At 39.7% G+C, this 14,698-nt stretch carries 13 protein-coding genes, 1 tRNA gene and 1 pseudogene; 5 read left to right on the top strand and 10 right to left on the bottom strand.

Features of this window, described 5'->3' with window-relative positions; genetic code table 11:
• Positions 1–466 precede the first annotated feature (466 nt).
• Positions 467–1,036, top strand: coding sequence for a hypothetical protein (locus tag AACU33_RS04410; RefSeq protein WP_096587215.1), 570 nt, complete (start codon positions 467–469; stop codon positions 1,034–1,036).
• Between the two features lie 119 nt (positions 1,037–1,155).
• Here the strand turns inward: AACU33_RS04410 and ilvD are convergent, their stop codons facing one another.
• On the bottom strand, positions 1,156–2,847 hold the full coding sequence (ilvD, locus tag AACU33_RS04405; RefSeq protein ID WP_096595131.1) for a dihydroxy-acid dehydratase: 1,692 nt from the start codon (positions 2,845–2,847) through the stop codon (positions 1,156–1,158).
• Between the two features lie 347 nt (positions 2,848–3,194).
• Here ilvD and AACU33_RS04400 point away from each other — a divergent pair.
• Positions 3,195–3,835, top strand: a pseudogene (locus tag AACU33_RS04400) (Uma2 family endonuclease).
• Positions 3,836–3,901: 66 nt separating this feature from the next.
• Here AACU33_RS04400 and AACU33_RS04395 read toward each other — a convergent pair.
• The 3 genes from AACU33_RS04395 to AACU33_RS04385 all read right to left on the bottom strand — a co-directional run bounded on the left by AACU33_RS04395 (position 3,902) and on the right by AACU33_RS04385 (position 7,215).
• Positions 3,902–3,986 (bottom strand) — tRNA-Ser (locus tag AACU33_RS04395).
• 156 nt (positions 3,987–4,142) lie between these two features.
• Complete coding sequence (locus AACU33_RS04390; protein WP_096587214.1) at positions 4,143–5,867, bottom strand: sensor histidine kinase; 1,725 nt, start codon at positions 5,865–5,867, stop codon at positions 4,143–4,145.
• A gap of 601 nt (positions 5,868–6,468) precedes the next feature.
• Positions 6,469–7,215 carry a creatininase family protein gene (locus tag AACU33_RS04385; protein WP_096587213.1) on the bottom strand — a complete coding sequence of 249 codons (747 nt, stop codon included), beginning with the start codon at positions 7,213–7,215 and terminating at the stop codon, positions 6,469–6,471.
• Positions 7,216–7,342: 127 nt separating this feature from the next.
• On the opposite strand from AACU33_RS04385, the gene AACU33_RS04380 reads away from it, so the two are divergent.
• The gene (locus AACU33_RS04380; protein WP_096587212.1) at positions 7,343–7,903 is read left to right on the top strand and encodes a hypothetical protein; all 561 of its coding nucleotides are present in this window, start codon (positions 7,343–7,345) and stop codon (positions 7,901–7,903) included.
• Between the two features lie 67 nt (positions 7,904–7,970).
• Here the strand turns inward: AACU33_RS04380 and AACU33_RS04375 are convergent, their stop codons facing one another.
• The 5 genes from AACU33_RS04375 to AACU33_RS04355 all read right to left on the bottom strand — a co-directional run bounded on the left by AACU33_RS04375 (position 7,971) and on the right by AACU33_RS04355 (position 11,673).
• Positions 7,971–8,243: a cupin domain-containing protein gene (locus tag AACU33_RS04375; protein WP_096587211.1), complete on the bottom strand. Its 273-nt coding sequence runs from the start codon at positions 8,241–8,243 to the stop codon at positions 7,971–7,973.
• A gap of 18 nt (positions 8,244–8,261) precedes the next feature.
• Positions 8,262–8,612 carry a Mo-dependent nitrogenase C-terminal domain-containing protein gene (locus tag AACU33_RS04370; RefSeq protein ID WP_096587210.1) on the bottom strand — a complete coding sequence of 117 codons (351 nt, stop codon included), beginning with the start codon at positions 8,610–8,612 and terminating at the stop codon, positions 8,262–8,264.
• A gap of 1,030 nt (positions 8,613–9,642) precedes the next feature.
• Positions 9,643–10,098 (bottom strand): NUDIX hydrolase, encoded by a 456-nt coding sequence (locus tag AACU33_RS04365; RefSeq protein WP_096587209.1) that lies wholly within the window; start codon positions 10,096–10,098, stop codon positions 9,643–9,645.
• A gap of 17 nt (positions 10,099–10,115) precedes the next feature.
• Complete coding sequence (locus AACU33_RS04360) at positions 10,116–10,568, bottom strand: DUF3531 family protein (RefSeq protein WP_096587208.1); 453 nt, start codon at positions 10,566–10,568, stop codon at positions 10,116–10,118.
• Positions 10,569–10,740: 172 nt separating this feature from the next.
• Positions 10,741–11,673: a Sll0314/Alr1548 family TPR repeat-containing protein gene (locus AACU33_RS04355; RefSeq protein WP_096587207.1), complete on the bottom strand. Its 933-nt coding sequence runs from the start codon at positions 11,671–11,673 to the stop codon at positions 10,741–10,743.
• 514 nt (positions 11,674–12,187) lie between these two features.
• Between AACU33_RS04355 and AACU33_RS04350 the strand changes: the two genes are divergently transcribed.
• Both AACU33_RS04350 and rsmG read left to right on the top strand, forming a co-directional pair.
• Entirely contained in the window at positions 12,188–12,862 is a 675-nt protein-coding gene (locus AACU33_RS04350; RefSeq protein ID WP_096587206.1) for an ABC transporter ATP-binding protein, read from the top strand.
• Positions 12,863–12,952: 90 nt separating this feature from the next.
• A complete protein-coding gene (gene rsmG, locus AACU33_RS04345; RefSeq protein ID WP_096587205.1) occupies positions 12,953–13,690 on the top strand; it encodes a 16S rRNA (guanine(527)-N(7))-methyltransferase RsmG in 738 nt (245 codons plus the stop codon).
• A gap of 28 nt (positions 13,691–13,718) precedes the next feature.
• On the opposite strand, the gene AACU33_RS04340 is transcribed toward rsmG, so the two are convergent.
• Positions 13,719–14,588 (bottom strand): rhodanese-like domain-containing protein, encoded by an 870-nt coding sequence (locus AACU33_RS04340; RefSeq protein WP_096595130.1) that lies wholly within the window; start codon positions 14,586–14,588, stop codon positions 13,719–13,721.
• Positions 14,589–14,698: the final 110 nt, after the last annotated feature.

The following is a 14,698-nucleotide window of genomic DNA, read 5'->3' as shown; positions in this document are numbered from 1 at the left end:
GCACAAAATAGCGACCTATTCTTAAACAGGCCGTACTGCGTCTAATATTCTTCTGTTCATTACAAAAATTTAGCGCTTAGTAGTTTAACTCGTGTAAATAGTTACCCGGAATTTACTGAACTAAGATTAAGAAAAGAATATGAATAGGTAAATTCACCAAAGTTTTACAAATATCTGAATTAATTAAAATACAAGTAAAATTATTTAAAAAATAAAAAAGGAAGCAGATCGCCTCTACAAACATGGTTACTATTACAGTGATATAGCTACTTCTAAGTATGAGAGTTACCGAAAATTTACTGAATCAAGGTTAGTAAATTTTCATAAATATGATGCTTTTACTTTAACAATCAGGATTGGTATAGCTGCTAATTGTTTCCGGAATCCGCATTTTTACCGTTGTGGTTCTTTTTTGACAGCATGAAAGCAACTAAGTTTCCTAGTTTGAGAAATCAGAGTGCAGTCTATGAATGACAACAAACAACAAAGCGGTTTTTGGACAAGCTTATCTGGCATTTTGACAGCTTTAGGTGGAGGAGCAGGAATTGCAGCTATTCTGACAATTGTAGTCCAAAGTATACATCCATCAACACCAACACAAGCTAATACTCCATCTACAAATGCTGCTACTTCTTCACCTGTCTCTCAACAGACGGAGGGAAAATTTACAGTGGAAGCTAAGAAACCACTAGGTACAGCTTTTGTTAATAAGTACTCTTCGAGTCGAACATTTCACTTCTTTGCTACAGGTAAGTGGACATATAACTCTAATTTAGAAGCTAATAGTGCTGATGGAAATAATCACTTTCCTAAAGCTACTCAGAATTACAATTTGCCTGGTTTTCCAGAGGGGTCTTTGATAGTTCGTCAGAAAGGAGAATACTATTTTGTAGGTTCCCAGAAAACATTGGAATTAGATCCAAATGAAACAGTTTTATTTACAATTAATGATACTGGTGATAGTAATAATGGAGCAGCGTTCGATGATAATAAGGGATTTTTAAAAGTCGAGTGGAATTGTGAAGATTGTAAGTAGCAATTTTGGTAACGATCTCAAAATAAACAAATTTCAAATCTCCCAAAAAAGCTGGCTCTATAAAATAGAGCCAGTTACTTATATTCTCAGAAAATTTACCAAAACTCCGCAAGTAATAACTAATTATCAAACAAATCTAAATCAGTAACTGCACCAAGACTGCTAGAAGCTACTAATTTGGCATATTTAGCTAGCACACCTTTGGTATAACGAGGTGCAGGAGGTTGCCAATTGGCACGACGACGAGCTAATTCTTCATCGGAGATGTTCAACTGTAATAAACGCGCAGGGGCATCAATTGTGATGCGATCGCCTTCTTCCACAAGAGCGATCGCACCGCCAACGGCTGCTTCTGGTGCAACGTGACCTACTACCATGCCGTAAGTACCACCAGAAAATCTTCCATCGGTAATTAATCCTACAGAATCGCCCAAACCAGCACCAATAATTGCTGATGTAGGCGCTAGCATTTCCCGCATACCAGGGCCACCTTTAGGCCCTTCGTAACGGATAACAATCACATCACCAGCTTGAATCTTCCCAGCGAGAATTGCATCTAAACAGGATTCTTCCGATTCAAATACTCGTGCAGGCCCGGTAATTGTTGGCTTTTTCACTCCTGTAATTTTAGCTACAGCACCTTCTGTTGCTAAATTACCTTTAAGAATAGCTAAGTGACCTTGGGCATACATCGGGTTATTCCAAGGACGAATAACATCTTGATTTGCAGGTGGTTCGTCTGATACATCTGCTAAGACTTCGGCAATTGTTTGACCGCTAATAGTAATGCAATCTGGGTGTAACAGATCGTGTACCAGTAGCATTTTCATGACTTGGGGAATCCCACCAGCTTTGTGTAAGTCTGTAGCTACATACTTACCGCTTGGTTTTAAATCGCACAAAACTGGAACGCGACCACGAATTTCTTCAAAGTCATCCAAAGTGAGTTCTACACCAGCAGCACGAGCGATCGCTAAAAAATGCAACACTGCATTTGTGGAACCACCGACTGCCATAATTACAGAAATGGCATTTTCGATAGATTTGCGGGTGATAATCTGGCGGGGTAAAAGTTGGTTGCGAATCGCTTCTACCAATACGAATGCGGATTTTTCTGTACTGTCAGCTTTTTCTGCGTCTTCCGCTGCCATTGTGGAAGAATAGGGTAAACTCATCCCCATTGCTTCAAAAGCAGAAGACATGGTGTTAGCCGTGTACATCCCACCGCAGGAACCAGCACCAGGACAAGCACGGCGTTCGACTTCTAGCAATTCATTCTCGTCAATTTTGCCAGCGCTGTATTGACCTACAGCTTCAAAAGAACTGACAACAGTTAAATCTTTGCCATTGTAATGTCCGGGTTTAATTGTCCCACCGTAAACAAAAATAGCAGGGATATTCATGCGGGCGATCGCCAGCATTGCCCCTGGCATATTCTTATCACAACCACCAATCGCCAGCACACCATCCATACTTTGCCCAGTACAGGCTGTTTCTATCGAATCAGCAATTACTTCTCGTGACACGAGGGAATATTTCATCCCTTCAGTTCCCATCGAAATGCCGTCACTAATAGTTATTGTGCCGAACACTTGTGGCATTGCTCCAGCCGTTTTTACAGCAGCCTCAGCTCTTTGCGCTAGTTGATTTATCCCCATATTACAAGGGGTGATGGTGCTATAACCATTGGCAATACCAACAATGGCCTTATTAAAATCTTCATCCTGAAAACCAACTGCACGCAGCATAGCGCGATTAGGCGATCGCTGTACCCCTTGGGTCACAACCTGGCTTCTCAAATTCTCCGACATCTTTTTTCCTTCTATGCCTTTAATCGCAACAGTTGCGATTGTGTTATCTGATTTTCTCATGCCCAGGAATTTTTGAGAGAGCGATCGCTATGCTAAAACATTAGAATTTGTGTCTTCTAGTTAATCAAAAGCAATTAAAAATCAATATAACTTTAGCTAAATTATTTAATGAAGGCGAAGGAAAGAACATCCAAACAATTTATGAACTCTCACCACTGCAACTAACTAGAAGTTTCTGAAGCTTATTGAGCAAGTGGTTGAGATTGATTTGAGTGAATATTATATTAGTCATATAGGTAAAATTTTAGAAATTTTAGCTAGTATTCTGACAGAAGAAGTCTTGTAATATGCTTATCCAGTCAACTCCTGTCGAACGAAGAACAGTGCTATATAACGTTAGCTGGGAAACCTTTGAAGCCTTATTAAGAGATACAGGTGAAGATAGAGGCTCTAGATTTGCCTATGACTGCGGCACTTTAGAAATTATGACCCCACTGTTTGAACATGAAAACCCCAAAAATAATTTTGGTAACTTTATCATTACTCTAGCTGAAGAATTAGAAATTGAAATTAGAAGTGCTGGTTCTACAACATTGAAGTGAAGAATTGTAAATCGGGGAATAGAACCGGACAATTGTTCTACATTCAAAATGAATTAGCTATTAGAGGTCGGGAATCACTAAATTTAGAAATTGATCCACCACCTGACTTAGCAATTGAGATTGATATTACCATTAGCTCAGTTAATAAATTCGGGATTTACTCCGCCTTGGGTATAGCTGAATTGTGGAGATATGATGGGCAAAATTTAAAATTTTATCAGCTAGTTGAAAGACAATATATTGAGTGTGCATTTAGTATTGCTTTTTCCATAGTGTCAGTAAGCGATATCAGCAGATTTATTCAACAGAGTAAAACTATGGGCGAAATTGCTTTACTAAAATCCTTTCGTGCCTGCGTTAGAGAGAAGTTAGGACAGTTAACTTAATCTTCAATCTAGTTTGTCTTTCTCTCAATAGTTCAAAGATTAAGGTTAATAATATAGAAATTTAAACGGAGAGGGGGGGATTCGAACCCCCGTTGGGTTGCCCCAAAACGCATTTCGAGTGCGTCACCATGAACCGCTCGGACACCTCTCCAGCTATTGCTTCACAGATTGAAGTATCTTTTCTTCATCTAAAACTGTGAATTATCGGAAATGCGAAAGCATAACCTAGGCAATTATAACATCACAATAGATAAAGCGATCGCTCTCCACAAACCCGCAAAATTCGAGTGTGAGCAACTACGCTAACTTACTCCTTTACAGTCAAGGGCAAGCGAACCGTAAAAGTAGAACCCACTCCAATCTGGCTTTTAACGAGAATTTCACCACCCATCATTTGGCAAAAGTGGCGGCTAATTGCCAAACCTAAACCTGTACCACCATACTTTTTCGTAGTTGAGGTATCTCCTTGGATAAAAGGTTGAAATAACTGTTTTTGCTGACTTTGTGACATGCCAATTCCTGTATCCTTCACAGTGAAAGTAACGATCCCAGCAGGAGATGTCTGTGATAAGTCTCCTTTTTCGCTCTTAACTCTTAGCGTTACTTTGCCGTTGGTTGTAAATTTAGCAGCATTGCTGAGTAAGTTTAACAATACTTGCCGCATTCTTGTTTGATCGGCATACATCGTACCCAGTTGTTCATCACAATCTACTTCTAAGACATTGCCGTTTTTCTCGACAGCCGATCTAACTGTGAGCACTACATTATTAATTAGCGTAGCAATCTCAAATGTTTCTGGGTAGAGAGTCATTTTCCCCGCTTCAATTTTTGATAAGTCGAGGATGTCATTAATTAGTTCTAGTAAATGTCTACCAGCAGAGTTAATTGTTTCTAAGTCAGTGATAAAATCTCCCGATAAACCTAAATCTGTCGCATCATCTTGTAGGAGTTGGCTTAAGCCAATCACAGCATTTAAAGGCGTGCGTAATTCATGACTAACATTTGCTAGAAAGATGCTTTTAGCTTTGCTAGCAGCTTCGGCTAATTCTTTAGCTTGTTGAAGTTCTTTAGTACGCTCAGATACACGTTCAATTAAACGATTTAGTGATTTAGCTAATAAGCCAATTTCATCTTCGGTGGTGACAGGCGCGCGTAAATCAAAATTAGATTTTCTGGCTACTTGTTCGGCCACTTGCGTAACAGTGATCACTGGTTCTGCGATCGCGCGACTAGTACGCCAAGCTACAATGGCGGCGATCGCCACTGACACCAGCATACTCATAATGACAATTAATCTCTCAACTCCTTTAGCCTGCTCTACAGCTTGTGTCCTTTCTTGCTCTTGAAATTCAGCATTTTGTAAGATATTACTCAGTGTTTGCGAAAGCTGCTCTAGCCGTATAGCGGTTTCGCCACGCATAATTTTTAGTAACTGCTCGCGTGCTGATGCAACTTCCTGTGTCGGCACTTGCCGATCGTCAATTTGCTGTAATACAGACGTTATTTGCTTCACATACGACTCTAAGCTAGTCGTATAATCTTCCAATAAAGCTACTAAAGTGGCACTGTTTGCTGCTAATCTTTTAGGTTTCCTATCTATAAAATTGGTAATTTCTGATTCTAATTTTTTAGCTTTATCAACATTTCTCAGAAATTCGTTTTTCTTAGTTTGTAACCTTTTAGGATCTTCTAATACTGAAACTAGATTAGAGCTATATAATTGTGCCCCAATGACGGCATCTTTATAATTAGTCAGTAGTTGCCCTTGCTCATGAGCTTGATTTAATTGCCTAATTTCCCTTCCCCGGTAATAGTTCGCAATTACTAAACCGGTAAGCGAGCCAAAAAAACCAATGCCAATGGCTACAAAATATCCATAGCCAATTTTTTGATGTATGCGCCAGGAACTAGCTTTGAGTTTCCCGCGTGAAGGAAACTCAATAGTCGGGAGTTCGTCTGTCGATGGCTCTTCTGCTGGCACTGTTTCGCTTTCTGAACTGCTGTCAACAGGGATTGGCTGTTGAGTTTGCATCCCTCAAATCTCCTTACCCTCCCGTAAAAGTCACCACATTCATCTCACTTAGGCAATCAATTGAACTCGCAATGTCACTTAAATTACCTTTTTTCTATGACAAAAGCAAATTATCGCTGATTAGATAATTGGCATGACCATTATTATATTTGAGTTATTTGTGATGTGTCTGATGAATATGCAAGCTTACGGTCAATAAAAATAACTTTTTCTAAAAAAAGCGCTTCTCTGAAGAAAATGCACTCCTACAAGGATACCTTTTTCATCAATTGAATTTGAATTAAGGTTGATAGCAGCTATCTTGAGCGATCGCGTAAGCTACTAATTCACTCTTCTCTAGCTTTCCAAAATTAGCTTCAAGCTGTCGAAAGCATTTTATTTTAGTGTCTTAGGTAAAACAGTAACAAGATTACTGCTATCGATCGGCAGGCTTACTGCTTATCAATCTTATCACGATTCTCCAATAAACTATCTGCTGCGATCGGCTAGGAATGAGCTTGAGAGTCAGTCTTAGCTTCAGGGAGATGCAGCTAGCTATTAATAGTGCGCGATCCCACAAGCGATCGCGCACCCTCAAATTGGGATATTTACTGCAAAAGGGCTATTCTGCGTTTAAAAATTCTAAATACCCACTGCTGAGTTCCTTTACAGCCAAATCAAAAAACTGCTTACCGTGTTCTGGGGTAGCTAAAGCAGGATTCGATCCCATGCGTCCATCGGGGTAACGCGCGCGAAAGTCAGTTGCACTATAAATACTGTGTCCTTTTCCAACTTCCGGTGAAAGGGGTGCTTGCTTAATCGCTTCTGGGTAAACATACTGAGTGACAGCAACTTCGCTGGGTGTAGCATGGAAACCTTCTCGATCCCCATATAATTCTTTAGCCAATTTGTATACGGAACTGCACATAAACCAATTAGCAACTTGACATTGGACTCGATGTGCATCATGTATTTGCAAATCTTCTAAATGAGCATAAGTTTCTGAAAAAGCGGCTTTGAGGGTGGCAATATTACCGCCATGTCCGTTGATAAAGTAGAACTTGTTAAAACCTGCTTTGGCTAAACAAGTCACATAATCTCGCACCAGCTGAATTAAAGTACTGGGGCGCAGACTTATAGTACCGGGAAAGGCGGTGTGATGTAGTGCCATACCTACATTAATTGTCGGCCCTACCATTGCTTGGGTTGCTTCACCCACACCACGGGCGATCGCTTTTGCACAAATAGCATCTGTACCAATTAAGCCAGTGGGGCCATGTTGCTCTGTGGAACCAATAGGCAGAATAATACCTCTAGACTGTTGTAGATAAGCTTCAACCTCAGGCCAGGTACTCAAATGTAGTAACATTTCTAGTCAATATCCTCTTAAAAATTGCTGTGGCAAGCAACATTTTCTTACTAAGTAGCATCATTGATCGTAAGCCTCCCACTAACACGATTATGAACTCCCTGGCTGGGAGGTGGAGGTAATTAGGATGAAATTCTGTGATTTATACCAAGCTTTTACCGGGTTAACCGTGGGATTTCTGCTCGTTAACAGCTTTCTCACCCTTCCTGCTTGGGCTGGACGTTATGTTTTGAATCAAACACCCGAAACGATTGAGCGCTATTTTGGGCGTTATACTAGCAAAAAAACTAACGGCGAACAAGTTACTTATACTTACGCTCCCAAAAGCTTCCGCCGGCTATTTCCCCAGTTTCCTAAAAGTAATTTTTCGATCGCTTTCACGAACAATCAAGCAAAGTCTATTAGCCTAAACTTCAACGGAGATTTTTTTGCCTACCCAGGAAGCTACAATTACGATAAAGCTGAAGCGTCCAAGTTTTATAACTATATATTTGGGTATCAGCCACCAATTTGGAAGGAACTCTCTGCCAAATTTGGGGGTAATGAAACCATGTACTCTTACGAATATTGTTTGGGTGATGGAGTTGCAACGAGTTTTGATAGATACGGATACAAGCAGTTTACAGATACCGCTACTTTATTCTATAACAATCGTTGCGAACCCCCATACAACTTAAATCAGAATTGATTGATTTAAGCGCAGCCTATTTACTAAATAATGTGAGGAGTTAACGGCTATTACTCCGATTTATTGCCTAGTCAAAGTAATAATGTTTTTTGACATCGCTGATAATTTGCCATGTACAGGACATTCCAGCCGGAAAGATTACTAAATCTCCTTTACCTATTTGCACTGGCTGTCCGCTATCAGGTGTAACGATTGCTTCCCCTGCTAAAAAGTAGCAAGTTTCTTGAGTATCATAAGTCCAAGGAAATTTTGAAACTTCTTTTTGCCAAATTCCCCATTTTGCAACACCTAACTGATTAAGGCGTTCTTGACTAGGTTGATGCTCAATTTTAATTTCCATGCCGTAATCGATCTATTTTTAGCAGTAGGACTGAATATCTTCTCCACATTTATCTACTAAATAGCATAAAGCGCGAAAACGCAAGCCGACGAATTGATCGTAAAGCGGATTGAGCTTGCACATCGGGGGAATGTGAGCAATCTTGCGACCAAATACCACGATATCGCGCTCAAAGGGACACTGAGCCGGAATTAATTTAGCAATCAATTTCGCTAATTTACGATTCTGGATTTCGAGTTCATCGAGCCATTGGCGTAACGGTTGTAATAAATCAAATTTAGGTTTAGCGAATTGGGGATGATTAACAGTTTCGCTAACAGGGCTAATAAAAGCAGAGAGAATAATACTTTGATTTGCGGTTTTAATCATATTCATAAGTCAGGTTTTTTGTTTTAGATGAACTAATTAGCAGTTTGGTTTTACCTAGACTTTTTCGCTATGCAATTTATCTGGTGCTTGGCAATAAAAATTAGGTAAGGACAAAATGCTAATTTGCATGTTAGTCGCGGGATAAATGGTGCAACTAATGGTTATTTAAACGCACCACACCCTAGAGAACTGTCCAGTTAAATACAAAATAACAAAGAAATTATAAAGATGGTATAGTTTCCAGTTATTAATTACTTATATTCTCTATACCAATCTTATATCTTGAGTCTAAATCTCTAGTTATGAAAATGCACAGTATCCTGAGATGGAGTTGTATACATACAAGAGATGGACTTTTGTCTGTACAAGCGGTATTTGCTCTTACTTTCGCCAGATTACCTGAGGATTATACTGTCAAGGCAGTCCATTTTAAGGCATTGAATATCTAGTAAATTGTTATTTTTGTTACAAAAATACATAAAATTTTTATCTAAACAACTAACAACTCAACTTTGGCTTAGTTCAAGCTCATATAAGCTCATATAATACTTGAAATAAAGACTTCAGATTGGGTGAAAGCAAGAGTACTTTAAGCTGAGGTAAAGGTTGTAGATCTACGGAATTAAAATAGGTTCACAAGGCATGGTCAAGATCGAGGTTAGTAGTTAACTTTTTCAACTATTTCCCTTGGATACTTATTTCTACGAGTTGGCATGAGTCTACATTTAAATTGCAGAACACCAAGCGCTAGAATACTAAGCTAGCCGCTGTAGGCTAATAATATCTATCTTCATAGCGAATTGGTACTAAGCATAATTTGGAATTGCTCATCAAACACATTTTCACAACGTTACGATTGTTGTCTGCAATAAAATTCCGCTTTTACACTGACGATCGTTATTTGCATTCAACATAGACTATCAACACATTTGCATGATGTGTCTGATTGCTGGTTATATGAGAATAATATACCCAATAATTTCTGTTAATCTAACAGTACATATAAATTTTTTCGGGTGCGATGGCAATTTTATAAATAATTGAAAAATTCTTCGGGCACTAATCTTAACTCTCCTGATTTAAAACGGTTAATATCGATCCAAAGTGCCCGATGTTTATGAGTCTCAGACTCAGAAAATATGAGGCTATCTAATTCATAAAAGCTGGGATCGGCAAAATCACATTGGTAAAGTAAAATAATTTCGTGACCTTGCCTACCATTAAATGTAAAGATATTTTCAATACAACCTAGATAACAAATATTAGTTAAGTCTGCTTGAATTTCTTCTTGGAATTCTCGTTGTAAAGCTAAAATGCTAGGTTCGCCAAAATCAACACCACCACCTAAAGCGCGATAAAATGTTGATTGCTCTACAGGGTCGTAGCCTTCAGAAACAAATATGCGTTCGCCTTTGGCGTTGGCTCCGCCATCGCCATGCCGAATCAGTCCTAAGACTAAAACCCTGATTTCCCCTAATTTGCTCATTTTGGTAGCTTAAGTAATTAATTATCGTAGATCGAGTACGAACGACTGTCACTATCTTCTACAGGCCAATCTTCATTTTCGCCGCCGATATACAATTCTTCAACAGTGACATATTCTTCACTTAGCTGGGTGAGGGCATTAATTAAAATGTCCAAAGCGATCGCATCACTAGTTCCTAAATCAAACCAGCAACGCGCCCATTCCCCTTCGTACTCAAATTCACCCATATTATGCATGAGCGCTAATAAGCTTCTGTCATAACCTTGGGAGTCATAATTCATGTAGCTAATATCTAGCCCAGTTTCCTGCACTTGAAGATTTTCGGCATTAAATGCACCTAGTTTACCTAAATAAAACCAGGAATTGAAAACTTCTTCTACATACTGCTTTTCTCGTGCAGAAGGAATCGTGCTGAACTTTAGCCAAATCCAAACATCAAAAGGATTAAATTCACGAAATTGGATATGCATTGTCGTTAAATATCTTTGTTACTGTTTTCTGAAAACAAGCATAGCAGGATAGGGGTTAGGGATTGGGGAGAAGAGGGAGTGTGGGGAGTGTGGGAAGTGTGGGGAGACAAGGAGGACAAGGAGAAATAATTAATTTGCTCGTGACTTTTGACTATTGACCCTGGACTCTCGACTAATTTTGACTTTTGAGGCTATTGTTAGCGCTATTGCGTTCGTGTTCGATTTGTTTGGCTAAATCCGCTGGGAGTTGAGATTTTTTGCTCAAGGCTTTGTCAAAATGAGCGATCGCATCTTGAAGCGTTTGTCGGTTATTTTGTCTCTTTCCTTGCGCACTCAGAATTTGAGCTTTGAGATAATACAGTTCTGGGTTATCAGAGGTTGCTTTTAAAGCACGGTTGGCATAATCCAAAGCTTGGGAGTAATTTTTGAGATCGCGGTAGGCTATAGCAATACCTCGATCCACTAAATAACGGGGAGCAGCGTTTGTTTCTAGACGTTGAATTGCTTCATCTGGATTAGTAAAAGGCAGATTTACAGCTAGGAGTAAATCCATATAACCTTTAATCAAATTGAGTTCTGGATCGTTGGCAGAAATTGCTTCTGCTTTGTCTAAATATTGATAGACTTGTCGCAGCTTCCCTAAAGCTTGTGCTGCACCGCCTGTACCTTGACGCGTGATAATTACTGCTCCTTCTAAAAAGTTACCGACTGCTGTGTATAAATTACCCCGTAATGGATCGCTAGCAATCAACTTTTGTCCAATTTCTAGGGTTTTTGTGCTGTATGTTTCTAATGTGTTTAAATCCTTATTCGCATATGCTAAAGATGCCTTCATCGCATAGGCTAAAGGTTCATTTGGCTCGCTAGATAGGGCTTGTTGGATATAACTGTCTGCCTCTGGATAGTTGCCTTTTTGAAAAACTGCTTTAAATGCGGCTTCTGTTTTGTCACCAATGTTATGCGGGTTGCTAGTTCTAAAGGGATCGCCAGCAAACGCAGGATTGAGCGATAAATTAAATGCGATCGCAGCGGTAAAAGTTGCTTGAGCAAAGCTTGTAATTCTAGCAAACACAGTGGCGTGAGGAGCCGAAAACCATTTAGCCATTGTCATCCTCAGAATAATTGCGGTTGAAATAGTTGTTTATGTTACTTAAAATGCAAAAAGCGATAAACCTTAACTTGCGTCTGTTTTAGCCAGAATTGTATACAGAGATCGACTTTTGTAATTTTTACAGGTTCCCACGTTATTTGTAGGCATTGCTTGCGATTAAGCCTGCCAAAATGGAACAATGGCCTAATTTTCTACTTCCCTTGTTTCCTGTTCGCCGTCTTGATAAGTAAGTTCAAGAGTCAAATTGAACTGTTATAGCTGATTCTTACTGTTAGATTAGGGTTGTCAGGCAGTCCCAATGAATCACGAGAGAAGGACGTAGGAGGAAAAGGAAGTGTGCGGAAGAGCCATGACAAATGACTCTTGACCTTTGAGCAAAGACTCATTCATCAGAACTTTTTTAAGGCAGATTATAAGCTATGTAATGTTTTTGGAATTTTTTAATTGTTCTTAGTGTAGTTAAGCTTAGTCGATCCGTTATTCGCCAACTTTTTGGTAATCTTAACAAATGCTCTATCTCAGAAATCTGACTTATCACCCAACAGCCTGCCCAACAGCGATTCTCAAAGCCATCAACTTGGAATTACCACCCCAAAAGCTAGGTTTGATTATTGGGCCAAGTGGTTCTGGTAAAAGTACCTTACTAGAAATTTTATCTGGACTAGCCGAACCAACTTCTGGCGGAGTCTTCTGGCGCGAACAGGAACTCCTATCCGAACAACTACAACAATTGGCTGGGTTGGTATTTCAGTTTCCAGAGCGACATTTCTGTGGCGGTACGATTTTAGAAGAACTGCGCTTAGGCCATCCAGAATTGAGGTCAGAGCAAGTTAGGCAGGCGCTTAGTGAAGTAGGATTAGAGCATTTATCACTGTCAGCAAAACCTCATGCATTGAGTGGTGGACAGCAGCGACGTCTAGCCTTAGCGGTACAGTTAATTCGCCAACCTAATTTACTGTTATTAGATGAACCGACAGCCGGCTTAGATTGGTCAATGCGTCGGCAGTTAGTAAATTTATTAGCAAAGCTCAAACAAGATTGGACATTGTTAGTAGTAACACACGATGCCGGAGATATGTTAGCGATCGCAGATAGTTGTTGGACACTCAACCACGGTGAACTAAAATCAGTCGATCCCGCAATACTGAAAGCTAAAGTACAAGAACCCCAACCGGCTGTGTAATTAGGGGGATGGGCAAGCAGGAGATGAAGGAGTGTGGGGAGTGTGGGGGGATGAGGGAGAGAAGAACAAATGACCAATGACAAATGACCAATGACAAATACATTGCCTGAAATGGCAGAAATCTGGCAAGAAACTCTCAATTGGCAACCTACAGCCCAACAGCAATTAAAATTTCAGCAGCTTTATGAATTAATTCTTGAGGGGAACCGCCAATTAAATTTAACTCGCATCACCGAACCTCAAGAGTTTTGGGAGAAACACCTGTGGGATTCGCTACGGGGAATTGCGCCACAGCAGCAATTTATTTCTTCCTTGAAAGAGGGTGCGTCTGCGATTGATATTGGCACGGGTGCAGGTTTTCCTGGTATTCCAGTGGCGATCGCTGCACCAAATTGCACAATTACACTGTTAGATTCAACTCGCAAAAAAATTAATTTTATCGAAAAAATATTGACTGAACTTGGTCTAAGTAATGCCAAAACTCTCGTTGGTAGAGCTGAAGAAATTGGTCAACAACCTCAGCATCGACAAAGTTACGATCTTGCCTTCATTCGTGCTGTCGGTTCAGCTTCCGCCTGTGCAGAATACACTCTACCATTGCTCAAAAAAGGTGGTTTAGCAGTAATTTACCGTGGTAATTGGACTGAAGAGGAAACCACAGCTTTAGAAAATACTGTTAGCCAATTGGGTGGTGAAATTGAAGCGATCGCACAATTTATTACTCCTTTAAGTAAAAGTATTCGTCACTGCTTGTACTTGCGTAAAATAGCAACCACACCAGCTACTTTTCCTCGTGCTGTTGGTGTACCTACTCAAAAGCCGCTTTGAGATTGCCTATTCAGATATAGCAATTTATCTACTTTTCATTTTCTTTGATGACTCTGCTATCAATTGGTAGCGAAAAGTCAATAGACCATTCATTCCAAGACCCAAAATAATTTCTAGCAGAAATTCCTGCAAGTTCCAGAGCAATTAAAGTATTCGCCGCCCTGGAACCTTTAAAACAGTATACGTATACAACAGAATTAGTAGTAATACCAACAGATTCACAAATTTCTAAGATTTCGTCTTTTGAGCGAAACATAGAGATTTCTGAATCTGATGTCATCAGACGATGCCATTCTAGCCACACAGCATTAGGAATTCTACCTTTACGGGGGCAAAAATCAGGAGCGTAGGGAGAAGAACTTAACCCAACCCATTCTGAGCGATCGCGCACATCTAATTTAATAATTTCTGGATTATTAATTGCTTCCAACATTTCGCTGGTAGTCACGATCATCTCAGGGTTGGGATGCAATTTAAATATGCTACTTTCACGTAATGCTACTTCATCAGTAGTAGATAATCCAGCCCTCAACCATGCTCTATATCCTCCGTGTAAAATAGACACCTGAGCGCAACCCAAATACTTCAATAAGAAAGCTGCACGACAAGATTGACCATAACCTCGATTGAAAGTGTCTTCATAAACAATTAACCATTCTGTGCCAGATATTCCTAACCTGCTGAGAATTTCTGTAAAATGCTCTTGTAATTTTTTAAATCCTGCTGGTGAGGAATTTTCTAAAAGATAGGTAAAAAAATCTCTAATATTGATTGAATTAGGAATATGAGAAATAGCATAATCTTCTTGACTTCGCGTATCGATAATGACAATCTGTGATGAGTTTTCTGCTAATAGAGATGTAAGTTCTTGAGGAGAAATGAGGAGTTGAGTATTCACGCTTTCATGCTGCTGCGATCGCCATAAAGCATTATCGCGTTGCTCCCCATTTGTATTGAGAAAGCCAAATAACAAAAGAACAAATGTGAAATGTTCTCAGAGAACTAAGA

This window comes from Calothrix sp. NIES-2098, from assembly GCF_963875125.1.
Taxonomy (GTDB): Bacteria; Cyanobacteriota; Cyanobacteriia; order Cyanobacteriales; family Nostocaceae; genus Aulosira.
Note: the sequence above shows the minus strand (reverse complement) of the source record. Positions and strands in the feature narration are given on the sequence as shown.